Origin of the sequence: Georhizobium profundi (assembly GCF_003952725.1) — a bacterium.
Taxonomy (GTDB): Bacteria; Pseudomonadota; Alphaproteobacteria; order Rhizobiales; family Rhizobiaceae; genus Georhizobium; species Georhizobium profundi.
Genome location: NZ_CP032509.1, coordinates 4,007,109 through 4,031,398, shown reverse-complemented (window position 1 = coordinate 4,031,398; position 24,290 = coordinate 4,007,109). Strand labels below are relative to the sequence as shown.

Annotated in this window: 16 protein-coding genes; 5 read left to right on the top strand and 11 right to left on the bottom strand. The window is 62.6% G+C overall.

What is annotated here, in order from left to right:
- Positions 1–337: 337 nt before the first annotated feature.
- Positions 338–5,080 (top strand): glutamate synthase large subunit, encoded by a 4,743-nt coding sequence (gene gltB, locus D5400_RS19470; protein ID WP_126011879.1) that lies wholly within the window; start codon positions 338–340, stop codon positions 5,078–5,080.
- An 81-nt stretch (positions 5,081–5,161) separates the two neighbouring features.
- Positions 5,162–6,616 carry a glutamate synthase subunit beta gene (locus D5400_RS19465; protein ID WP_126011877.1) on the top strand — a complete coding sequence of 485 codons (1,455 nt, stop codon included), beginning with the start codon at positions 5,162–5,164 and terminating at the stop codon, positions 6,614–6,616.
- 66 nt (positions 6,617–6,682) lie between these two features.
- Here the strand turns inward: D5400_RS19465 and D5400_RS19460 are convergent, their stop codons facing one another.
- Both D5400_RS19460 and D5400_RS19455 read right to left on the bottom strand, forming a co-directional pair.
- On the bottom strand, positions 6,683–8,020 hold the full coding sequence (locus D5400_RS19460) for an SGNH/GDSL hydrolase family protein (protein WP_245451368.1): 1,338 nt from the start codon (positions 8,018–8,020) through the stop codon (positions 6,683–6,685).
- Between the two features lie 136 nt (positions 8,021–8,156).
- Positions 8,157–9,371, bottom strand: coding sequence for a lytic murein transglycosylase (locus D5400_RS19455; protein WP_126011875.1), 1,215 nt, complete (start codon positions 9,369–9,371; stop codon positions 8,157–8,159).
- Between the two features lie 266 nt (positions 9,372–9,637).
- Here D5400_RS19455 and galU point away from each other — a divergent pair, with 266 nt between their 5' ends.
- Positions 9,638–10,516 carry a UTP--glucose-1-phosphate uridylyltransferase GalU gene (galU, locus tag D5400_RS19450; protein WP_126011873.1) on the top strand — a complete coding sequence of 293 codons (879 nt, stop codon included), beginning with the start codon at positions 9,638–9,640 and terminating at the stop codon, positions 10,514–10,516.
- Positions 10,517–10,528: 12 nt separating this feature from the next.
- Here the strand turns inward: galU and D5400_RS19445 are convergent, their stop codons facing one another.
- Positions 10,529–11,968 (bottom strand): outer membrane beta-barrel protein, encoded by a 1,440-nt coding sequence (locus D5400_RS19445; protein ID WP_164527964.1) that lies wholly within the window; start codon positions 11,966–11,968, stop codon positions 10,529–10,531.
- A 155-nt stretch (positions 11,969–12,123) separates the two neighbouring features.
- Here D5400_RS19445 and D5400_RS19440 point away from each other — a divergent pair, with 155 nt between their 5' ends.
- Entirely contained in the window at positions 12,124–13,119 is a 996-nt protein-coding gene (locus D5400_RS19440; protein WP_126011869.1) for a KpsF/GutQ family sugar-phosphate isomerase, read from the top strand.
- A gap of 72 nt (positions 13,120–13,191) precedes the next feature.
- Here D5400_RS19440 and hemH read toward each other — a convergent pair whose 3' ends face one another.
- The 8 genes from hemH to D5400_RS19400 form a co-directional block, all read right to left on the bottom strand.
- Positions 13,192–14,211, bottom strand: coding sequence for a ferrochelatase (hemH, locus tag D5400_RS19435; RefSeq protein WP_126013618.1), 1,020 nt, complete (start codon positions 14,209–14,211; stop codon positions 13,192–13,194).
- 211 nt (positions 14,212–14,422) lie between these two features.
- On the bottom strand, positions 14,423–16,675 hold the full coding sequence (locus D5400_RS19430) for a 5'-nucleotidase C-terminal domain-containing protein (RefSeq protein WP_126011867.1): 2,253 nt from the start codon (positions 16,673–16,675) through the stop codon (positions 14,423–14,425).
- A gap of 195 nt (positions 16,676–16,870) precedes the next feature.
- On the bottom strand, positions 16,871–17,254 hold the full coding sequence (omp10, locus tag D5400_RS19425) for an outer membrane lipoprotein Omp10 (protein ID WP_126011865.1): 384 nt from the start codon (positions 17,252–17,254) through the stop codon (positions 16,871–16,873).
- A gap of 194 nt (positions 17,255–17,448) precedes the next feature.
- The gene (locus tag D5400_RS19420) at positions 17,449–18,894 is read right to left on the bottom strand and encodes a homospermidine synthase (protein ID WP_126011863.1); all 1,446 of its coding nucleotides are present in this window, start codon (positions 18,892–18,894) and stop codon (positions 17,449–17,451) included.
- Between the two features lie 107 nt (positions 18,895–19,001).
- On the bottom strand, positions 19,002–20,012 hold the full coding sequence (locus D5400_RS19415; RefSeq protein WP_126011861.1) for a heme-dependent oxidative N-demethylase family protein: 1,011 nt from the start codon (positions 20,010–20,012) through the stop codon (positions 19,002–19,004).
- The gene (locus tag D5400_RS21910) at positions 19,901–20,188 is read right to left on the bottom strand and encodes a type II toxin-antitoxin system RelE/ParE family toxin (RefSeq protein ID WP_126011859.1); all 288 of its coding nucleotides are present in this window, start codon (positions 20,186–20,188) and stop codon (positions 19,901–19,903) included. The genes D5400_RS19415 and D5400_RS21910 overlap by 112 nt, the downstream gene beginning before the upstream one ends.
- A 3-nt stretch (positions 20,189–20,191) precedes the next feature.
- The gene (locus D5400_RS19405; protein WP_126011857.1) at positions 20,192–20,482 is read right to left on the bottom strand and encodes a CopG family ribbon-helix-helix protein; all 291 of its coding nucleotides are present in this window, start codon (positions 20,480–20,482) and stop codon (positions 20,192–20,194) included.
- Between the two features lie 52 nt (positions 20,483–20,534).
- A complete protein-coding gene (locus tag D5400_RS19400) occupies positions 20,535–22,370 on the bottom strand; it encodes a M3 family oligoendopeptidase (protein ID WP_245451582.1) in 1,836 nt (611 codons plus the stop codon).
- A gap of 195 nt (positions 22,371–22,565) precedes the next feature.
- Here D5400_RS19400 and D5400_RS19395 point away from each other — a divergent pair, with 195 nt between their 5' ends.
- On the top strand, positions 22,566–24,128 hold the full coding sequence (locus D5400_RS19395) for a sigma-54-dependent transcriptional regulator (RefSeq protein WP_126011853.1): 1,563 nt from the start codon (positions 22,566–22,568) through the stop codon (positions 24,126–24,128).
- Positions 24,129–24,290: the final 162 nt, after the last annotated feature.

Genomic DNA, 24,290 nt, shown 5'->3' with positions numbered 1-24,290 from the left:
TCCCGTTGCGCAACTTGCGCCGCCCGGAGCTTTCTGGCATACACCGCTGCGATAGGACAGGTTTGCTGTCCTATTTTCGGCGCGGCCTTACCTGCTCGAACCGAGGCCTGTCATGGCCGCGCGACAGCACTATAATGGCCGGGATGGCGGTGCCATGCGGCCGGCGCGGGGGTGAACCGACGCACGGCCAGGCGGGCGCCCAGTCAGACGAATTGAACTGAATGAAGACGGCATTTTCGATAAAGCGAAAACGCCCGCTCGATTGACGGCCCGAGACACGTTGCCGGGCTGAATGGCAATGCAAGGAACGCCGCAGCTGCGGCAGGAGGAAGGCACGATGACGACGTTTTCGCCATCTGAAGACATGATCCCGACGAGCGCCGTTCAGACGGCTGCAACCGAGACGTCTTCGCGTGCCAAAGACAAACCGGTTGCGCCACGACGACTGCCGGCCGCGCAGGGGCTTTACAATCCGCGCAACGAGCATGATGCCTGCGGCGTTGGCTTCATCGCCCACATGAAGGGCGAAAAGTCGCACCAGATCGTGTCCGACGGCCTCGCCATGCTCGAGAACCTGACGCACCGCGGCGCCGTGGGCGCCGATCCGCTGATGGGTGACGGTGCCGGCCTGCTCGTACAGATCCCGGATGCGCTTTTCCGTGAAGACATGGCCGCGCAGGGCGTGACCCTTCCGGAAGTAGGCAATTACGCGGTTGGCTACGTCTTCATGCCGCAGGACGAGGCGCTGCGCGCGCATATCGAGGCGATCATCGCCGATGTCGTGGAGGCCGAGGGCCAGGTTCTGCTCGGTTTCCGAGACGTGCCGGTCGACAACTCGTCGCTGTCCAAGGCGCCGGACATTGCCGCGACCGAACCGTGTCACCGCCAGGTGTTCATCGGCCGCAATCCAGAACTCGTGTCCGTGCAGGAATTCGAGCGCCGTCTCTTCATTCTGCGCAAGGTCATTTCCAACCGCATCTACGCGGAGACGAACGGCGTCGACAACGGCTTCTATTTCGTGTCGCTGTCGTCGCGGACCATCGTTTACAAGGGCATGTTTCTCGCCTTCCAGGTGAAGGCCTATTACAAGGATCTGGCCGACGAGCGCTTCACCTCGGCGGTCGCCCTCGTGCACCAGCGCTTCTCGACCAACACATTCCCGTCCTGGAAGCTTGCGCACCCCTATCGCATGGTCGCGCATAACGGCGAGATCAACACGCTGCGCGGCAACGTCAACTGGATGGCCGCCCGCCAGGCTTCGGTCTCCTCGCCGCTCTTCGGCAAGGACATCGAGAAGCTGTGGCCGATTTCCTATGAAGGCCAGTCGGACACCGCCTGCTTCGACAACGCGCTCGAGTTCCTGGTCCAGGGTGGCTATTCGCTCGCCCATGCCGTGATGATGCTCATTCCGGAAGCCTGGGCCGGCAACCAGCTCATGACCGCCGAGCGGAAGGCGTTCTACGAATATCACGCAGCCCTGATGGAGCCGTGGGATGGCCCGGCCGCCGTCGCCTTCACCGATGGCGTGCAGATCGGCGCGACGCTCGACCGCAACGGCCTTCGTCCGGCACGCTACATCGTGACGGACGACGACCGCATCATCATGGCCTCGGAAGCCGGTGTCATCACTGTGCCGGAAGAGAAGATCGTGAAGAAGTGGCGCCTCCAGCCGGGCCGCATGCTTTTGATCGACATGGAAAAGGGTCGCATTGTTTCCGACGACGAGATCAAGTCGGAAATCGCGACGATGCATCCCTACAAGGACTGGCTGAAGCGCACCCAGCTCATCCTGGAAGAGCTTAAGCCGGTCGAACCGCGCGCGCTGCGCCGCGACGTGTCGCTGCTCGATCGCCAGCAGGCGTTCGGCTACACGCAGGAAGACACGAAAATCCTTCTGTCTCCCATGGCAACGACCGGCCAGGAAGCCATCGGCTCGATGGGAACGGACACGCCGATCTCGGCGATGTCGGATAAGTCGAAGCTGCTCTACACCTATTTCAAGCAGAACTTCGCGCAGGTCACGAACCCGCCGATCGACCCGATCCGCGAAGAACTCGTCATGAGCCTCGTATCCTTCATCGGTCCGCGGCCGAACATTCTCGACCACAAGGGCGCCTCGAAGAAGAAGCGTCTTGAAGTGCGTCAGCCGATCCTGACCAATGGCGATCTCGAAAAGATCCGCTCCATCGGCCATTCGGAAGATTTGTTCGACACCAAGACGCTCGATCTCACCTTCCCGGTGGATGAGCGCGCCGAGGGCATGAAGGCGGCGCTCGATCGTCTCTGCGAGCGTGCCGAAACGGCCGTCAATGGCGGCTACAACATCATCGTTCTTTCGGACCGTCAGCTCGGTCCGGACCGCATCGCTATCCCGGCGCTTTTGGCGACGGCAGCCGTGCACCATCACCTGATCCGCAAGGGCCTGCGCACCTCCGTCGGCCTCGTTGTGGAATCCGGCGAGCCGCGGGAAGTGCATCACTTCGCGTGCCTCGCGGGCTACGGCGCGGAAGCGATCAACCCCTATCTCGCCTTCGATACGCTGCTGGACATGCACAAGCGGGGCGAGTTCCCGCCGGAAGTGGAAAGCCACGAAGTCGTCTCGCGCTACATCAAGGCGATCGGCAAGGGCATCCTCAAGGTCATGTCCAAGATGGGCATCTCGACCTACCAGTCCTATTGTGGCGCGCAGATCTTCGATGCGGTCGGCCTGTCCAGCGGGTTCGTGAAGGATTACTTCACTGGCACCGCCACGACGATCGAAGGCGTCGGCCTGGCGGAAGTCGCCGAAGAGACGACCCGCCGCCACGATGCGGCATTCGGCGCCGATCCGGTCCTCGCCCATTCGCTCGAGATCGGCGGCGAATACATGTACCGCCTGCGCGGCGAAGGCCACGCCTGGACACCCGATGCGGTGGCCACGCTTCAGCATTCCGTGCGCGGCAATGCCCAGGATCAGTACCGCGCTTTCGCCAAGATGGTGAACGAGCGGGAATCGCGGATGAACACGATCCGCGGACTGTTCGCGATCAAGACTGCCGAGCAGGCGGGTCGCACGCCCGTGCCGATCGAGGAAGTCGAGCCCGCACAGGACTTGGTCAAGCGCTTCTCCACGGGCGCCATGTCCTTCGGCTCGATCAGCCGCGAGGCGCACACGACGCTGGCGCGCGCCATGAACCAAATCGGCGGCAAGTCCAACACCGGCGAGGGCGGCGAGGAAGCCGATCGCTATCTTCCGCTTCCCGGTGGCAAGGCCAATCCCGAGCGGTCGGCCATCAAGCAGGTCGCATCCGGCCGCTTCGGTGTGACGACGGAATATCTCGTCAATGCCGACATGATCCAGATCAAGGTCGCACAGGGCGCCAAGCCCGGTGAAGGCGGTCAGCTGCCCGGCCACAAGGTCGATGCGACGATCGCCAAGACCAGGCATTCCACGCCCGGCGTCGGCCTCATCTCACCGCCGCCGCACCATGACATCTATTCGATCGAGGATCTGGCACAGCTGATCTTCGACCTGAAGAACGTCAATCCGGAAGCGGACATCTCCGTCAAGCTCGTCTCCGAAGTTGGTGTGGGCACGGTTGCCGCAGGTGTGGCCAAGGCGCGCGCCGACCACATCACCATCGCCGGTTTCGATGGTGGCACCGGCGCTTCGCCGCTGACGTCGCTGAAACATGCCGGCAGCCCGTGGGAGATGGGTCTTGCCGAAACGCACCAGACGCTGGTGCTGAACGGCCTGCGCTCACGCATCGCCCTGCAAGTCGATGGTGGCCTGAAGACCGGCCGCGATGTTGTCATCGGGGCGATGCTCGGGGCCGACGAGTTCGGCTTCTCGACCGCGCCGCTGATCGCCGCCGGCTGCATCATGATGCGCAAGTGCCACTTGAACACCTGTCCCGTCGGCGTAGCGACGCAGGATCCGGTTCTGCGCAAGCGCTTCAAGGGCACGCCCGAGCATGTGATCAACTACTTCTTCTTCGTCGCCGAGGAGATCCGCGAGATCCTCGCCTCTCTCGGCGTGCGGAAGCTGGACGAGATCGTCGGTCAGTCTGACCTGCTCTACAAGGACGATTTGATCGACCATTGGAAGGCCAAGGGTCTCGACTTCACCGGCGTATTCTTCAAGCCCGATGCCCCGAAGTCGGCGATCCGCTGGACGGAACGCCAGGTCCATCCGATCGACGACGTGCTCGACCGCAACCTGATCGAACAGGCGATGCCTGCGCTTGAAACCCGCAAGCCGCTTCAGTTCGAGGTGCCGATCCGCAACGTCGACCGGTCCGTGGGTGCCATGCTCGCCGGCGAAGTCGCCAAGCGCTTCGGCCACCGCGGTCTGCCAGACGACACGATCGCAGTCACGCTGCGCGGCACCGCCGGCCAGTCCTTCGGCGCGTTCCTCGCCCATGGCATTTCGTTCGATCTCGTCGGCGACGGCAACGACTATGTCGGCAAGGGCCTGTCGGGTGGCCGCATCGTCGTCCGTCCGCCTGAAAACTCCCGCGTCGTGGCCGAAAAGTCGATTATCGTCGGCAATACGGTGCTTTACGGCGCGATCGAGGGCGAGTGCTATTTCCGCGGTGTCGCGGGTGAGCGCTTTGCCGTGCGCAACTCTGGTGCGGCAGCCGTCGTCGAAGGCGTCGGCGACCATGGCTGCGAGTACATGACCGGCGGCATCGTCGTCGTCATCGGCGAAACCGGCCGCAACTTCGCAGCCGGCATGTCGGGCGGCGTCGCCTATGTTCTGGACGAGGACAACACCTTTGCCTCCCGCTGCAACATGGCGATGGTCGAGCTCGAGCCCGTGCCGGAAGAAGACGACATCCTCGAGAAGCTGCACCACCACGGCGGCGATATCGCCCACAAGGGCCGTGTCGATGTGTCGGGCGACATGACCCGCCACGATGAGGAGCGGCTGGTGCAGCTCATCTCGAACCACATGCACTACACCGGTTCGACGAGGGCCAAGGAGATCCTCGACAACTGGGCGGACTTCCGGCCGAAATTCCGCAAGGTCATGCCCGTCGAGTACCGTCGCGCGCTCGAAGACATGGAGCGCATGCGAATGGGCGTCGCTGCCGAATAAGGCACAGCAAAGAGCGAGGATCGGGCGCGCGACAGATCGCGCCCATCTTCCCCTCATCGATCGAATTCAAGGATTTAAGCCGTGGGCAAGGTAACAGGTTTTCTCGAGATCGACCGGCAGGTGGCGAAGTATCAGCCGGCATCCGACCGCATTCGTCACTTCAAGGAATTCGTCATCCCGATGTCGGATTCGGAGATTTCCAAGCAGGCTGCGCGCTGCATGGATTGTGGCATTCCCTATTGCCATGGCCCGACAGGATGCCCGGTGCACAACCAGATCCCGGATTGGAACGACCTCGTCTATTCCGACAACTGGGACGAGGCGATCCGCAACCTGCATTCGACCAACAACTTCCCGGAATTCACCGGCCGCATCTGCCCCGCGCCCTGCGAGGAAGCGTGCACGCTGAACCTGGAAGATGCACCTGTCGCGATCAAGACGATCGAACAGGCGATTGCCGACAAAGCCTACGAGCGCGGCTTCATCGTGCCGCAGCCCGCATCGCGCAAGACCGGCAAGAAGGTTGCGGTGATCGGTTCCGGCCCGGCCGGGCTTGCTGCCGCCCAGCAGCTGGGCCGCGCCGGCCATGAAGTTCACGTCTATGAGCGCGAAGACAAGCCAGGCGGGCTGCTGCGCTACGGCATTCCGGACTTCAAGATGGAGAAGCACTTCATCGACCGTCGTGTCGAGCAGATGTCGGGCGAGGGTGTCACCTTCTTCTGCGGCGTCAATGTCGGTGTCGACAAGAAGGTCGAGGATCTGCGCGCGGAATACGATGCAGTGCTCTACGCCGGCGGTTCGGAGACCTCGCGCGACGCAGGCATCCCGGGCGTCGAACTGCACGGCGTCCATGACGCGATGCCCTATCTCGTGCAGCAGAACAAGCGCGTCGCGCGCCGCAACATCGATAGTATCGGCTGGCCGTCCGAACCGATCGTCGCCGGCGCCAAGCACGTTGTGGTCGTCGGCGGCGGCGATACCGCGTCGGACTGCGTCGGGACCGCTTTCCGCCAGGGTGCCGTGCGCGTCACGCAGCTCGACATCCGCCCACGGCCGCCGGAAAAGGAGGACAAGCTCGCCGTCTGGCCGTTCTGGGCCACCAAGATGCGGACATCTTCGAGCCAGGCTGAAGGTGCCGAGCGGGAGTTCCAGGTCGGCACGCTGGAGTTCGTCGGCGAGGACGGCAAGCTCACGGGCGTGAAGTGCTGCCAGGTCGATGAAAAGCGCAATCCGATTGCCGGTTCCGAATTCGTCATCAAGGCCGATCTTGCTTTTATCGCGATCGGTTTCCGCGGTCCGTTCGAGGACAGCGTTGTCAGCGAACTCGAGGGTCAGCTCAAGATCGGCAAGGACCGCCGTGGCGCCACCTTCGTCGAGGCGAACGATCAGGACTACCGCACGTCGGTCGACAAGGTCTGGGCAGCGGGCGATGTGCGCCGCGGCCAGTCGCTGGTCGTCTGGGCGATCCGCGAAGGCCGTCAGGCCGCACGCGCGATCGATCTGGATTTGATGGGCGCGACCATCCTTCCGCGCTGATTTGGCTGCGCATTCGACCAACAAGAAAGCCGGCCTCCCCAGGGAGTGCCGGCTTTTTGCGTTTGATCAGTTGGCTGTGATCGTTTCGGAACGGCCCGGTCCGATATCGCTTGCTGCCGCGGCGCGCTCATCGCTTCGGCCGGCAGCGTCGACTGGTGTCGGGCGCGCATCCGCCCCTCGCACCGACGGCGTTGCTGATGGAGTCGTGGCAGCGCGACGCGGCCAGCGGAAATCGTCGGCGCGGCCGGCCGGTGGTGCCGCCGCCAAGCCTTCCTCGACCAGCCGGTCGCGCGGGCTGCGCAACTCCGGTTCCGCGTAGGTCTCGCCATTGCCAAGAAGCGTGGTCGCACCATCGAGCGCCGGATCGGTGATGCTGATCGGTGCGGTGCGGGTGACGAGTTCGGGTATGCGCGGACGCTCGACTTCGCCGATCAGCGCATCGTCGGCGCGGATGATGTCCTCGACTGTGGCGCTGACGGTGCCCTCCAGCAGCCGGCGGAGGGGACGCTCGGCATAGAAGGCCAGCTTGCGCTTGCCGGCGGCCGTCATGTTGATCCCGTCGGATCCACGCAGGCGCACCTGCTGGCCCTGAATGTCTGAACCGGTCGTGATGAAAGCGCCGCCCTCGTCGACGAAGCCGTCCCAGATATCGACGAAATCGGCTTCTGCGGCTTCCATCTGGTCGCGGTAAATCTGGTTGATCGCCAAAATATCGGCCGACATGCGCGGTGACTGGAATGCCGGCGCGCCGACCCAGATGAGCGGCACTTCTGCGGTTTCGGCAATGGCGGCGAGCGCATCGACGCGCGCCGCATATTCCCGCTTCCACGCATCTGTCAAAAGATCGGCAGCGCCATTGGCCGTACGGAGCTGCTGCCGGTCGTTCGATCCCAGCATGACGACAAGCGCCGCCGGCTCGGTGTCCTCGAGAATCGTCGGAAGATTGGCCGGCCAGCTGTAAAAATCGTCCCGCACCAGACCCGATGAGCCGTTCGTGTTGGAGACGACGACCACATTGGCCGAGGTTGCAAAAGCTTCCTGGAGGCCTTCCGCCAGACCCGACGCCATGAAGTCGCCGATGACGAGGACTGTCCGCGCGTCCTCGGCCTTCTCGACGATCGGTGCGGCAGGCGTGGCCGCCTGGCGGGCCTGACCGCCACTCGGCGCCTGCGGCGATGCGCGTCGGCGGGCGGGCTGCTGCTGTTGCGGCGCCGGTTGCGCGCGCGGCGGCGGTGGCGGCGGGAATTCCTGCGAGCGCCGGGGGCCGAAGATCAGGTCGATCACGGACCGACGCTCATAACGCTCCTGCGCCGATAAACTCGAAACAGGCATCACCATGAGAAGTGCGGATGAGACTGCGGCAAGCAGAAGCAGGCCCGCGATGGATCGCAAGGGTTTTTGCAAGGCCTGAACTATCCGGTCCCATCTGCCCGTCACGTGATCTCCTGGCCGATTTTCAACGACAAACGGGCGCCGAGTGATCGGCGCCCGGTCGATGGATAAATCCTAGGCCGGCTGCTGCGGCCTTGCAATCGACTTCCTACTGCCGCAGCCGCTGCAGCACGTTCGAAGACGGCTGGCCATCGGCATCGAGACCCACGCGGGACTGGAACTGCCGGATGGCTTCCTGCGATCCCGAGCCAAGATTGCCGTCGATCTCGCCGCCATAATAGCCAAGCGACTTCAGGCGCGTCTGCAACTCGAACTTCTCCTCCATCGACAGCGTGCCGGCCGGACGCGGCCAGCGCTGGCTCATGCCGCCATGGCCGGCGATCTGGTCGGCAAGAAGCCCGACGGCGAGCGCATAGGAGTCGGAATTGTTGTAGCGCTTGATGATGAAGAAGTTGCGCACCATCAGGAAGGCCGGGCCGTTGGTGCCTGCTGGCATCTTCAGCTCCGCGCGGTCTTCGCCGCGAGGAAAGCCCTGGCCGTTGGGCCGCCGGAAGCCAAGCCGCTCCCATTCTGCAAGCGTCTTCGTCTGGCCGTTGTAAGAACCGCCATTGCCAGGCGCGACAGCCTCATAGCCCCAGGTCTTGCCGGTCTGCCAGCCATTGGAGGACAACAGGTTCGCGGCCGTTGCCAGTGCGTCCGGAACGGAGGTCCAGATATCGCGGCGCCCATTGCCGTCGAAATCGACCGCGTAGGCCTGATAGCTCGTCGGGATGAACTGGGTGTGTCCCATGGCGCCGGCCCAGGAACCGCTCAGCTGTTCACGCCGGATATCGCCGGTCTCGAGAATTTTCAGCGCGGCCAGCAGCTGGGTGCGCCCGAATTTCGCGCGGCGGCTGTCCTTGTAGGCGAGCGTGGCGAGAGCCTGCGGCACATAATGCAGTCGCTCGGGACGCTCAAGAACGTCGCCATAGTTCGATTCCATCGACCAGATGGCCAGCAGTACCGAGCGGTCGATGCCAAAACGCTGCTCGATCCGGGCGAGCGTCTGGGCGTGGCGCTGGGCCATCTCCTGGCCTTTGCGCACCGTGAAGGGATTGACGCGGCTATCGAGGTAATCCCAGATTTCCGAGCGGAACTCGGGCTGATAGGCCGCTTTCTGCAGAACCTCCGGGTCCGGAATCGTCACGCCTTCGAACGCGTGGTCATAGGTGGCGCGGCTGACGCCGTTCTGCTGTGCCACGCTCGCGAAATCGCGAATCCATTGCTGGAAGCCAGCATCGGCGCGGGCTACTTCAGGGCTCATCACTCCAAGGGCGAGCGTCAGAGCCAGGCAGGCCGACGTCTGTCTCAAAATTCGCTTCATATCTCGTCCTCCTGAACCGTCGACTGCAACTCGCTGGCCTTTCGGCCGTTACCGCCTGATCCGTGTCTTCAAAGGCCGCGAACCGTATTGTTTGCGGCCGGTTTACATCCGAAGGCCGAATGCTACGTCGATGAAGTCAATAAAGTCTTTACCATGAAATCTTGACCGGTCATTTTCTGCCTCGCGCTGAAAGCGACGCGAAGCAACATTGTGGCGTTTGGTCTAAGGTATTTGTTAGGCAACCGATCGCGAGGGAACGAAAGTCCATGTCGACAGTCAAAAAGGTCAGAAAAGCCGTGCTTCCCGTTGCGGGTCTCGGCACACGTTTCCTGCCGGCCACCAAGGCCGTTCCCAAGGAAATGCTGACCATCGTCGATAAGCCCGTCGTGCAATATGTCGTCGAGGAAGCGGCTGCCGCCGGCATCGAGCACTTTGTGTTCGTCACCGGTCGCAACAAGGCTGTCATCGAAGATCATTTCGACATTCAGTTCGAGTTGAACGAGACGCTCGAAGCGCGCGGCAAGACGGCCGAGCTCGCCAACATCAAGGCGATGCTGCCGAAGGCCGGCTCCATGAGCTTCACCCGCCAGCAGGAACCGCTAGGCCTCGGCCACGCGGTGTGGTGCGCACGCGACATTATCGGGGACGAGCCCTTCGCGCTGCTCCTGCCCGATATGCTGATGCAGGACGCCCGGGGCTGCCTGAGCGGCATGATGAATCTCTACGCGCAGACCGGCGGCAACGTTGTTTCGGTCGAGGAGTGCCATCCCGATCTCGCGCACAAATACGGCATCGTCGGCATGGGCGACGAAGTCGGCGAAGGCTTCAAGATCACCGAAATGGTCGAGAAGCCGGCTAAGGGCACTGCGCCATCGAACTGGTTCATCAACGGCCGCTACATTCTGCAGCCGGAAATCTTCGACATTCTGGAGACGCAGGAGCGTGGCGCCGGCAATGAGATCCAGCTGACCGACGGCATGCTGCGTCTCGCCGAAAGCCAGGAATTTGCCGGCTATCGCTTCCGTGGCAACACCTTCGATTGCGGTTCCAAGGACGGTTTCATCAAGGCGAACCTCGCCTTTGCGCTGGCACGTGACGACATTCGCGCCCTGATCGAAGACGATCTCAGGGCATTGATCGGCTGATCAGTGCCCTGGTCAACGTCTCAGCGTCAGGCCGGCTCCGATCGTCACCGTGTCGTAGTCGGCCGTACCGCTCTGCGTCGTCCGCTCGTAGGCGATGTCGGCCTCGACATCCAGATGTCGGTTGAGCGACCAGACGAGGCCGGCCGACGCATCGTAGATGTACTGGTCTGCGATATCGAAGCCGTAATAGTCTCGCAGGGTGAGGCCACCGCCAAGCCGCGCGAGCAAGTTGTCGCGCACCACATGCGTCAGATTGATGTAGAAGCGTTGCGCGACCGATCCTGAGAGATCGGCGGTGGTGGAGCTTTCGATCTCCGTCAGCGCGCCGAACTGCACATCGGTCCCGCGCTTAGGCGACCAGTTCAGCAAGCCGTCGAGCGTAAAGGTGTCGATGGACGCCAGACGCGCATCGTCGACATCGCGCATGGCATATCCGGCGGCGATCTCGCCGAACCATTTCTCTCCGAGATCGATCTCGAGCCCGGTGCGCAGGCCATACGTCGTGGCGGACCGCTCGAAACCGGAACGATCGATCTCCTCGTCGAATTCCGTGCGTGTGACCTGGCTTTCGATGAACGGCGAGAGGATCGCCGAGGCCGCATAGGCAAGCCGGCTGCGCAGCGAGAAGCTCGTCTGGTCGCGGTCGTCCAGCGCGACATTCGACCCGTCGGCCAGCCGCGCGCTTCCGTAAAGCGATCGCACGGCGTCCACGTCAACCGAGCCTCGGATCAGTCCGAACTCTCGGGCAATGCCGGCGCCTGCGGAAAACTCGTGGATCGAAGCTTGCGTGTCGGCGCCGATCAAAGCGTTCGGATCGGTATCGTCCTCACGCTCGAAATCATAACCCGCACGCAGCGTCGCCGTCGTCGGGCCACCGAGATCGAGGCGCAGAACCGCATCGATTTCCGCGCTGGGGTCGGTCGCGCCCCGACCGCTGAGATTTTCCTGGAAGACGCCGCCGCCGATGACCGAGAACTGATGCCGCGACCAATCGGAGCGCAGGTCGAACCGGCCGTCGGTCTGGGTGAACACGCGGTCGTCACCGCTCGATTGCTGTTCGCTGACGATGCGTTGTGAAAGCGAAGGCCGCAGAACGAATGTCCCGAGCCGGATGCCATCGGCCTCCGCCGGCTCCGGAGCCCGGCGGCGCAGCTGGCCGCCCACCGTTTCGGCACGCGGGTTCTGCCGTCCATCGATGCGAACGGGCTCGGCCGGCTGCGATGGGCGCAATTCCTCCGCGATCAACGCCTCGATGGTCGGATCGTCGGTAACCGCATCGGCGGCTTCGGTGGTGAGTGGGCTTCCAAATGCAGTGGCGGCATCGGGTGTGTCCGATACCTGGGCCCAGGCAGGCCCGGCGAGCATCGTGCCGAGCAAAAGGGCGGCAAGCAGCGACGACCGGCGACCGATCGGTGCGCTGCGTTTTTCCGCCCTGATCGGGTAAGCCCGCATGAACCGCCTTGCATGGATCGAATGGATGACGGCGCATCGCGAACCGCCACTGTGATTGCCAAATCGTAAACGCTCGTGGTTAACGCTTTCTTGCGCGGCGCTCCTGGAAGGTCTTCGCATGGACACCCGGGCCCAAACGGTCTAACGGAAACGCCATGTCGATGACGAATACACAGGACGCGCCGAGCGAGATCACCGCTTCGGCACTACGAACTCTCGAGATCGAGCGTGCCGGCTTGGCCGCACTGCAGGCAGCACTGGCGAACGGCCTGGGCGACCGGTTCCGCGAAGCGGTGGAGTCTGTGCGCGCAGCGACCGGGCGCGTGATCGTGACTGGCGTTGGCAAGAGCGGACACATCGGCTCCAAGCTTGCGGCAACGCTTGCCTCCACGGGCACGCCCGCTTTCTTCGTGCATCCCGTCGAGGCCAATCACGGCGATCTCGGCATGATCGCGCAGGACGACCTGATCATCGCCATGTCGTGGTCCGGCGAAACCGCCGAACTGCGCGGCATCATCGCTTACGCTAAGCGTTTCCGCATCCCGCTGATCGGCCTGACGTCGGGCGCGGAGTCCACGCTTGCCCAGGAAGCTGATGTGGCGCTGATCATGCCGAAGGAGCAGGAGGCTTGCCCGCACGGGCTGGCGCCGACGACCTCGACGATCATGCAGCTTGCGCTGGGTGATGCGCTCGCGATCGCGCTTCTGGAAACGCGCGGCTTCACGGCCAACGATTTTCGGGTTTTCCACCCGGGCGGCAAGCTCGGCTCGATGCTGACCCATGTGTCGGACCTGATGCACAGCGGCGATCGTCTGCCGCTGGTGCCGATCGGCACCGGCGTTCCGGAGGCAGTCGCGAAACTTTCCGAAAAGCGGTTCGGCTGCGTCGGCATCGTGGGCGAGGGCGGTGGGCTCGTCGGCATCATCACCGATGGCGACCTTGCCCGAAACCTAGCGCGCGACCTGAGCGGCCTCCTCGTCGAGGAAATGATGACGGTCAATCCGAAGACGGTCGCGGGTTCGGTGCTCGCGGGAAGCGCACTCGCGCTGCTCGAAGATCACAACATCAGTGCGCTCTTCGTGACGGACGAAAACCGTCGCCCTGTCGGTATCGTGCATTTCCACGATCTGCTGCGCGTCGGCGCGGCCTGACCTACAAAAAACCGGCGCTGGGTCGAGCCCAACGCCGGTTCATTAACTGTACTGATGAAGCCTGGTCTGCGATCAGATCCAACCCTGGAGCTCGCGCCGGACGACGCTTTCGAGCACCCGCATGCCATCCGCCGAATCGTTGAGGCATGGGATGTGCGTGAACTTCTCGCCGCCATGCTCCTCGAAGATCTCGTGGGCCTCGCCCGCGATCTCCTCGAGCGTTTCCAGGCAATCCGAAACGAAGCCGGGGTTGAGCACGGCGATGCGCTTCACGCCATCTTTGGCCAGCTGCTCGACCGTCTTGTCCGTATAGGGCTGCAGCCACTCTTCCGGCCCGAAACGTGACTGGAAGGTCGGCCGGAACCGCTCCTTCGTCCAGCCGAGCCGCTCGCGAACCAGCCGCCCGGTCTTCAGGCACTGGCAGTGATAGGGATCGCCGCGCTTGAAATAGGACTGCGGAATGCCGTGGAAGGATGCAAGCACCACTTCCGGCTCCCAGTCGAGCGTCGCCAGATGCTTCTCGATCGAGGTCGCGATGGCGTCGATATAGACCGGATCGTCGTGGTAGGACGGCACGGTGCGCAGCGCCGGCTGCCAGCGCATGGCGAGTAACGCCTCGAACACCTTGTCGTTCACCGTTGCCGTCGTCGTCGCGGAATATTGCGGGTAGAGCGGGAAGACCAGGATGCGATCGCAGCCTTCCGCCTTCAATGCATCCACGCGCTCAGCGATCGAAGGCTTGCCGTAGCGCATGGCCCAATCGACATGCACGTTCGGATGCATAGCAAGCGACTGCGCCAGGCTTTCGGACTGATTGCGCGTGTAGGTCCTGAGATAGCTCTCGTCGAGATCCTTGTTCCAGATCTCTTCATAGGCTTTGCCGACGCGCTTCGGCCGCGTGTTGAGGACGATGCCGAACAGGATCGGGTACCAGAGCGCCTTAGGCCATTCGATGACGCGCTTGTCAGTCAGGAATTCTTTGAGGTAACGGCGCATGGACACGGGATCGGTCGCATCAGGCGTGCCGAGATTGACAAGCAACACCCCGACCTTACCGATTTTGACCGGCGGATGATCGGTCGGCAGCGCCATCTTGGGCGCGGCGACTTCGAAAACGGGATTGACGTGCTGGTTCATGGTTGGGGCGACCCTTGTCTCGGCATCCACCTGGAATGACCTCTCACATAAAGGCGACGCGCCAATTTTCAATCATTCCAATTTGTCGCACGAAACGACTGCATAACAAAAGCCCGGATACGAGGATCCGGGCTTTTGATGTTTGGAAGGCTATCGCGCCGGATGCTTACGGCCGAGCCGGGATGACCAGCTCGGTGCCGATGTCCAGATCCCGAGCTTCCTGCGAGGGGTTCGCATCCGCGATCACCTGCCACAGCGTGCCGTCGCCGTAATACTCTTCGGCGATATCCCAGAACGTATCGCCACGGGCGACCGTGTGGGTGCGCTCGCCGGCATCATCCGCGGCGGGAGCAGCTTCCTCGGTTGCCTCCGGTGCCATGGGCGCAGGTGTTGCAGCGGGTGCTTCCTCGGCTGTGTCGGCAGGCTCAGCCGGCTCTTCTGCCGGTGCCGCCGGGGCAGGAGCCGGAGCAGGCTCCGTTTCTGCAGCATCTTCCTCCGTGGCCGGCATTTCGGCCGGTATGTCAGCCGGTGTCTCGGAAGGCGCGGCCTCTTCGGTCATCGGTGCCTCCGCTGCCGGAGCCTCGGTCGCCGGAGCTTCCGGTGCAGTCGTCTCGGCAGCTTCAGGAGCTTCAGGCGCCGGTGTCTCGGCTTCCATTGCCTCTTCGGCTGCCGGTGCAGGCTCTTCGGTCGGAGCCTCGGCTTCCGTGGCGGGCTCTGCGGTCATCTCTTCGGCCGGAGCCGGAGCGACTGCCTCCTCTTCCACCGGAGCGGCCGTCTCTTCTGCAGGTGCAGCTTCGCCGGATGCATTGGCGTCGATGATGCGGCCTTCGAGGAAGGGCTCGTAGGGCTCGTTCTCAGCCAAATAGTCTGCGACCACCTGCTCGAGGCCCGGACCGTAGTCATAGGCATTCTCGCCCTCGGTCGCGAACATCTCGTAGCCGTCGCCGCCGCCGCGCATGTAGTTGTTGGTCGCGACAAGGTAGGTCGCTGCCTCGTCGATCGGCGCGAAGCCGCCATTGCCGTCGGCGACTTCAACCGAAACGATGCGGCTTCCAGCTGGCTGCGTGGCATCGAAAGTGTAGCGCATGCCGGCAACCTGGGCGAAGCGGCCGGCCTGTTCTTCATACTGGCTGAGGCCGTTTTCCAGCGCGGCGACCACGCCGGCACCGGAAAGCTGGAACGTCGCCAGCGTATTCTGGAAGGGCAGCACGCCGAGCACATCGCCCATCGTGATCTCGCCTTCGTCGATCGATGCACGAAGACCGCCGCCGTTCTGGATGACCAGCTGCACGCCCTGATCGGCCGTCTGCCAGAGCATCGCGTCGGTGACGAGGTTGCCCATCTCGCACTCGCCTGCGCGGCAGGTTTCGCGCGACCCATCGATCGCGGTCGTCGCTTCGGAAACGCGCTCCAGCATCAGGTCCTGGATCGGCTCGGCAAGCTCGGCGACGCGCGCGGCAACTTCCGCGTCGGGTTCGACGGAAGAATCGAGGAGATGCGGATCACCGGATGCCGATGTGACATTGCCTTCGTCATCGAATTCGACGCGCAATTCGCCGAGATACTTTGAGTAGGCGTAGGCTTGAACGATCGGCACGTCTGTGCCCGACGGGTTGGCGACCATCGTCGGGTAGGCGCCGGCGGCACCTTCCTCGGTGTTGGATAGAAGCGTGTGCGAGTGACCGCCGACGATCACATCGATGCCATCGACGGCAGCGGCGATTTCCTGATCGCGCACATAGCCGACATGCGACAGGAGGATGATCTTGTTTATGCCTTCGGCTTCAAGCTCGGCAACGGCACCGGTCAGGTACTCGATCTCGTCTTCGAACGAGATGTCGTCGCCAGGAGAAGACGTCTCGTCCGTGTCGGTGGCAAGGACGGAAACGATGCCGATGCGCTCGCCGCCAAGTTCCTTGATCAGATAGGGCTCGTACTTGCCGGCCAGCAGAGACCCTTCGGCAGCGACGGTGTTGCCTGAAAGCAGCGGTACGTCGACGAGGCCGATAAAGGCGTCTAGCGCTTCGGGGCCATCATCGAATTCGTGGTTGCCGATCGCCATTGCGTCGAAGCCGATGGCGTTCATGAATTCGGCTTCGGCTTCGCCCTTGTAGGTCGTGTAGAACAGCGAGCCCTGGAACTGGTCACCCGCGTCCAGCACGAGCACATTGGCGCCTTCACCGGTCAGCGCGTCGCGCCGCTCGTCGATCTTCGTCTTCAGCCGCGCGACACCACCGAAACATTCATTGGCCTCGGCCTGCTCGGCAGAACACGTCGCGTCCGACGAATTGATCGCCTCGATGCGCGAGTGCAGGTCGTTGATGTGCAGGATGTCGAGAGTGAAATCGGCATGGGCCGCGCCCGCGGAGAGGGCGAGCGCAGAGACCGAGATCGCCGCGCGGCGAAAGAATTTTGACATGAAAGAAAGCTCCCTGTGAATTCCGCTGCTTGCTGCCAGCTTGGTGCATAGCTTTTATGACAGCTCGTCGGGCCAATGGTTTCATCATGGCCATAGGAGCGCAAGCGCAAAGAACAGGCGTTCCGGCCAAAATCCCGGCGAAACCTCAGAGAGCGTTAACCGGCGCCGCTGGGGCGCCGGCTGGAAAGAATTCGATCAGCCGACGGCCTGACGGGCGAGCGAGAATTGTGCACCGGCATCCGAGGTGCAGTTCAGCTGCGTCGGGCTGACGATCGCGCAGTTGACCGTCGACGTCGTGCCGCGAACGCGCGACGTCAGCTGGATCTCGACCAGGCGATCGGAGCGGAACTGGTAGTTGCCATCGGCCAGCAGGCTGTTGGTGTCCGTCGTGCGGGTCTCGAACCGGCCGTTGTTGAAGCTCGAAACGATGCCGTTCGGATCAACCCAGGTGCCCTGCAACTGGTCGCGCGGCTGCGGCGCCTCGCGCAGCACGGGAGCCGGGCTGTAATTGACTGCCTGACACGCTGCCAGAAGTGCAGCCAAGCCGGCGATGGATGAGATGCGGACGAGGCGGTTCATGTAATTGGTGTCTCCCGTTGATAGCGGGCTTGTCGTTAGCCCCCGCTGTGGCGAATGCGCATGCGCCATGTTGGTTCCTGCACCTCTGCAAGGCTTTGGCGCTGTGGCGCTTACGCCACAGTCGCTGCCGTGCTGAAGCTTGTCGAGGATGCAGCGCGCAATCGGCTTATGCAAGTGCGCGCCGCTGCGCCCGATCAGCGTACGAGGATATTGCGGAACTGCCAGGGATCGCTCTCGTCGAGGTCTTCCGGGAAGAGGCCCGGGCGGCCTTCGAGCGGCGTCCAGTCGGTGTAGTGGCCTTCCACCGGTCCGAGATAGGGCAGCTGCACTTCCAGGCAGCGCTTGTAGTCCATCTCGTCGGCTTCGACGATGCCCGCTTCCGGGTTCTCCAGTGCCCAGACCATGCCCGCAAGCACGGCGGAGGTTACCTGCAGGCCCGTGGCGTTCTGGTAGGGCGCCAATTCGCGCGTCTCTTCGAGCGACAGGCGCGAGCCGAACCAATAGGCGTTCTTGTCGTGGCCGTAGAGCAGCACGCCGAGTTCGTCGACGCCGTCGACCAGTTCGTCCTCATCAAGCACGTGCAGCTTCGGCTGCTGGGTGCCGCCATTGCCAAACATCTCATGCAGCGAAAGAACGGCATCGTTGGCCGGATGATAGGCGTAGTGGCAGGTCGGGCGGTAGGAAACCTCGCCCTTCTTGTCGCGCAGCGTGAAGAAATCCGCGATCGAGATCGATTCATTGTGCGTGACGAGGAAGCCGTACTGGGCGCCAGGCGTCGGGCACCATGTGCGCACGCGCGTGTTGGCGCCGGGCTGTTCCAGGTAAATCGCGGCCTTGCAGCCCGACTTGTGTTTCTTGGCGTTCTTCGGCTTCCACTTTTCGTGCGTGCCCCAGCCAAGTTCCGACGGCTGCAGACCTTCCGAAATGAAGCCTTCCGCCGACCAGGTGTTCCAGAAGACGTTCATCGGCTTCGGGTTCTTGGTGCGCTGGGTGTCGCGCTCGGCGATGTGGATGCCCTTGACGCCGACCTTCTTCATCAGCTTGGCCCAGCCGCGCTGGTCGGCCGCTTCCGGCTCATCGAACTCGACATTCAGTTCCTTGGCGAGATCGACGACGGCCTGCTTGACGAACCACGAAACCATGCCGGGGTTCGCGCCACAGCATGAAACGGCGGTGATGCCGCCTGGATTCTTGCGCTTTTCCTCGCGCACGGTTTCGCGAAGCGCGTAGTTCGTGCGTGTGGAATTGTCGGCGGTCTTGTCGAAATAGAAGCCGAGCCAGGGCTCGACGACGGTGTCGATGTAAAGCACGCCCAACTCGCGGCAGAGCTTGATGAGGTCCAGCGAGGAGGTGTCGACCGAAAGATTGACGCAGAAGCCACGGCCTTCGCCTTCAGTTAGCAGCGGCGACAGGAGCTCGCGGTAGTTCTCCTTGGTCACGGCCGACTGGATGAACTTGACGCCGTGCTTGCTGAGAATTTCGGCATTGTCGTCGCGCGGATCGATGACGACGATGCGGTCCTTGTCGTATTTGAAATGCCGCTCGATGAGAGGAAGCGTGCCCCGCCCGATCGATCCGAAACCGAGCATGACGATCGGTCCCGTGATTTCGCCGTAAACGGGATAATCCTTGCCTGACATGGTGAGCTGCTCCTCAGCGCAATAGCGGGACGCGGTGTTCGTGTCCGTCTGTTCCTGTTGGACCGCGCTAAAGCATGTTTTCCCGTCACAATAAAGGGCGAGACGGTTTACGCCTTGGCGGTCTCCAGCTGCTGAAGCGCATTGACAAGCTCATCGCGCCGCAGCCGCAGGCCCTTGTAGTCGAGCTCGCTCCCGTGCAGCGCCTGAAGTTGACGCCGGAGCCCGGCAGCAAGACGGGGCCCATCGCCGTGCCGCTTCAATGCCTCGAGAGGATCCACGAAGATGCGGATCGTGAAGATGATGCCGCCGGTTTCGGGCAGCTTGCGCAACGTCTGCCGTTCCACCCGAACGAATGCCGCGAAAGGATCGGCAAACGGCGCCCCGTCATAGGGCTGCGCGTGCGGATGATGCAGTTGGTCATCACTATAGATCGACCAGTTGAGGCGCCAGACCGGCCGCTCGACCCGAAGATTGTCGAACATTCGAGTAATCAGTTCTGCATTGCGCGTGCCCGCCTGAAACCCCGGAACCGGCGCATGGATCTCGTCCATCGAGCGATTGAATTTCTCGGTAAGCGACCAGGACGAAGGAAAGGAAAGCGACGCGGCCGTTAGCCGCCATGCGTTATCGACCTTTTGCATGATGACGAGGTCTTCCTGCACCAGCCGTGCGGCCCGCTTCAATGGCGGCACGGATGTGTCGGTGACATCAACGACACGATCCGCGCCGATGCGCATCCCATTGCCATCGATGCGATAGATGTGCGGGAAGCAATCGGGCAGATGCTGCGTCAGCATCGCCAGAACTTCGTGTTGAGCCTGCCGGGACTGCGGCGTCTCCACGAACACGCGTGACGGGTCTTCGCCTTCGAGCCGATCCTTTTCCGCCAGATACACATCGAGCCGATCATCCACTTCGATCCAGTCAGCAGGATCGAGCTGACGCAGGCCGATCGTGAAGGGCTCGGCAGAACCATCATAGGGGGTGTGAGCGGGAGTGGGGCCGGTCACAGCCAATGGTCCGGTCTTCTGCGCCTGACATGGAAGACACGCAGGATTTCGAGTTGATCTTTCGAAGCGCGGTAGGGGATCACGTAGGGTAGTCCCGGGATAGACCATTCTCTCACGTTGTCTCGATCGATCAGCCGTCCGATCCCAGGATTCTTTCTGACGATGTCGACTGCTTGCAGAATGCGCTCGCCAACGCGTCGCGCGGCCATCGGATCGTTGCCACCTATGTGCTGGCGAAGCGACTGGAGGTCGCGGATGGCCGCCCGAGTGAACTCGATTTTCACAGGCTAGACGTCTCGATCTGACCGCTCGCTTTCGGGCGTCGCGCTCTCCGCCTGGCTTCCCCAGCTTTGCAGCCAACTGGCGACGGAGCCACCATCGACCACCTTGCCCTGATCGACTTCGGCAAGAGCTTCGTCGATGGCCGCGTAATAGGCCCTCTGCTCCTCGACATAGGCGTTGATCGCTTCCTTCACCACGAAGGAGCGCGATCGGTGCTGTTGTCGTGCAACGCGGTCTATCTCGTCTCGCAAATCATTTGGCAACCTGATCGAGAGCATCGAAGTGTCATCCGACATCACATCCTCCGTCCGTCATTGTATGACAATGTAAGACCGATGAGGGCTGGCGTCAAAGCGCTTGCTCGTCCCTCTCCAATGCCTCGATCTCGTCGATCAAGCTCTCGATCATCGACAGGCCTTTGTCCCAGAAGGCGGGGTCGGATGCATCGAGGCCGAAGGGAGCGAGCAATTCGGAGTGATGCTTCGTGCCGCCGGCCTTCAGCATCTCGAAATATTTCTCCTGAAAGCCCGTCTCCGCGTTCTGGTAGACGGCATAGAGCGAGTTCACGAGGCAATCGCCGAACGCATAGGCGTATACGTAGAAGGGCGAATGGATGAAGTGCGGAATATAGGCCCAGTAGGTCTCGTATCCCTCAGAGATCCGGATCGCCGGTCCAAGGCTTTCGCTTTGCACCGACAGCCACAATTCGCCGAGTTGCTCGGCCGTCAGTTCGCCCTCGCGGCGCGCCGCGTGAACCTTGCGCTCGAATTGATAGAAGGCAATCTGGCGCACGACCGTATTGATCATGTCCTCCACCTTCTGGGCGAGCATCGCCTTGCGCTCGCGCTTGTCCTTCACCTTGTCGAGAAGCGCCCGGAAGGTAAGCATTTCGCCGAAGACCGATGCTGTCTCGGCAAGTGTCAGCGGCGTCGAGGCCATGAGCGCGCCTTGCCGGCCGGCCAGCACCTGGTGCACGCCGTGGCCGAGTTCGTGGGCAAGCGTCATCACGTCGCGCGGCTTGCCCATGTAGTTCACGAGCACGTAGGGGTGAGCGGATGGCACTGTCGGATGGGCAAACGCCCCTGGCGCCTTGCCTGGCCGCACTTCCGCATCGATCCAGTTGTCGTCGAAGAAGCGTTTGGCGATGTCCGCCATCTCAGGCGCAAAGCCGGCATAGGCTGAAAGCACGGTATCGCGGGCTTCCGACCAACCGATTGCTGTCTGTGGCGTATCCGGAAGCGGCGCGTTGCGGTCCCAGAACTCCATCTGTTCCATGCCGAGCCATTTTGCCTTCATGGCGTAGTAGCGGTGCGACAGCCGTGGATAGGCGCGCCGGACGGCTTCCACGAGCGCGTCCACCACTTCCCGCTCGACACGGTTGGCGAGATGGCGCTGGTCGGCGATGTCCTTGAACCCGCGCCAGCGATCGGAAATTTCCTTGTCCTTCGCCAGCGTATTGGTGATCAGCGAAAACGTGCGGAGATTGGCCCCCAGCGTCTCGGCAAGCGCCTTCGCCGCCGCTTCGCGTTTCGCCCGATCATGGTCCTGCAGAAGGTTGAGCGTCGGCTCGAGGCTCATCTCCTCGCCATCAACCGTAAACCGCAGCGCCGACATGGTTTCGTCGAACAAACGGTTCCAGGCGCCGGAAGCCGTCATGCTTTTCTCATGAAACAGCTGCTCGACCCGCTCTTCCAGCTGGTAAGGCTTGTCCTGCCTGAGATCGACGATCCATGGACGGTAGTGACCCGTCAGCTGGTCCCGATCCATGGCTGCGTCGACCCGCGCATCCTCGATCGCGTTCAATTCGAGCGTGAAGAACAGAAGATGCGAGCCGGCATCCGTCAGTTTTGCCTGCATGTCGCCGTAGAACTTGGCGTTTGCTGGGTTGCTCGTGTCGGAGAAATACAGAAGGCCCGCATAGGAAATGATGCGACCCAGCCGCTCTTCAATCGCTTCATAGGCGGCGATCGCAGCACCAAGACCATCGTCGCCGTCTTTGCCAGCCGCCTCGCTGAGCTTGCCTTTCCAGCGCGCGGCGAAGGCCTGTGCATCGGCAAGCCCTTGCGCCACGTCGCTTTTCAACGCTTCACTGTCCGGGCTCGGATAAAGATCCGCAAGCTGCCAGGTCGGCAATGCGCCGAGATCGGCAGCAGGACGCCGCGCCGCTGCCGCTTCGCTCGCCATAGACACTTGTTTCGCCACGACATTCGTCATCGATAGATGTCCTCCAATGAAACGGTCCGACACCGTCGAACGCCGTTTGCGCCGTTCTGAAACGCGACCGTTAAAATGCGAGCCTTTCCGGCAAGCTGATCTTGAAGCTCCTGTGGGACTCTCCGGTCGAGCGTCCGATCCTTCAAGAGAAGAGTCCTAGCGAACATGGACCAGACAGCAAGCCCCAATGTCCTCGTCGTCGACGATGATCCCGTCCAGCGGCGCCTTTTGAAGGCCGCCGTCGAGCATATGGGCGGCAACGCCTTCATGGCCGAGGACGGCGACATCGCGCTGGAGTTCCTGACAACCACGCGTGATCCGATCGCCATTGTCGTCTTGGACCTCAAAATGCCGCGGATGGACGGGTTGGAGGTCATGCGGCGCATGACGCAATCCGGCATCGAAGTGCCGGTGATCGTGCAGACCGGCCATGGCGGCATCGAAACGGTCGTCGAGGCTATGCGGGCAGGGGCCTTCGATTTCGTGGTCAAACCGGTGGCGCCGGAGCGTCTCGCGGTTTCGATCCGAAACGCGTTGAAGGTGGATCAAAGCGAAGAGCGCCATGCGGGCTTCCGAATGGATCCGGGTACGGGCATGGTCTCGGCAAGCCCGGCCATGGAGCGGGTCATGCATTTGGCGCAACGCGCCGCGGCATCTTTGATCCCGGTCGTCATCGAAGGCGAATCGGGTGTCGGCAAGGAAAAGATCGCGCGCACCATCCAGCGCGCCAGCGATCGTCGCCACAAGCCCTTCGTCACCGTCAATTGCGGGGCCATCCCCGACAAGCTGGTGGAAAGCGTCCTCTTCGGCCATGAGCGTGGTGCGTTCACCGGTGCCACCGAAAAGCACCGTGGCAAGTTCATGGAAGCAAATGGCGGCACGCTGTTCCTGGATGAGATCGGCGATCTGTCGCCCGATATCCAGGTCAAGCTGCTGCGCGCGGTGCAGGATGGCGAGATTGAAACCGTCGGCGCGCGCCAAAGCGCCAAGGTCGATGTGCGGCTGATCTCCGCGACCAACAAGAACCTGATCGAAGAGGTGAAGGCGGGCCGCTTCCGTGAAGACCTCTATTACCGGCTGAACGTGTTCCCGATCACCGTACCGCCGCTGCGCAATCGCAAAGAAGATGTTCCGATGCTGGTGCGCAGCTTCGCCGACCGCTTTGGTCGCGAACACGGGCTTCGCGGGCCGGTGTCGATCAGCCCGGAAGTGCTTGCGATGCTGACGGCCTATGACTGGCCGGGCAATGTCAGGCAGCTCGAAAATGCTGTCTTCCGCGCGGTCGTGCTTTGCGACGATGGCCTGCTGACGCCCGATCTCTTCCCTCAGATCGCCGCGCAGCTGCCGGGCTACGATGTGCGCGAGGCCGGCGCGGGCCAACGGGTCGCGGTGTCCGACGCGCCGTCACTCTCCATGCCGGACGTCCCGTTGCAGCGTGGTTTTGCCGAAAGCCAGCAACGGGTCGTGAGCGGCCTGTCGCTCGGCGACCTCGGGGCAACGGCAAAGACGGGCAGTGCTGCCCGCGGCATGATCAATGCGATCGGCGATGACGGTGAATTGCGCACCCTCAACGAGGTCGAGGAAGAGGTCATCCGCTTCGCGCTGCAGTTCTATTCGGGACAGATGAGCGAGGTTGCGCGCCGTCTCGGAATCGGTCGCTCGACGCTCTACCGCAAGATCAAGGACTATGGTATCGACGCCGGGAAGACATTCGAAATTGAGGCCTGAACGGGGATTTTCGCAGCAAATCCAGTGCATGTTCAAGCCAGCCACCGGATAAATCGGGGCGATCGCTTTGACTGTTTAGGTGTTGTTAGTTATTCATTCACTACATTGCACCCTTGGCCGGCCCTGTTGCCGGCGGGCCACGGTTGCAGCTTCGTTTGGGGC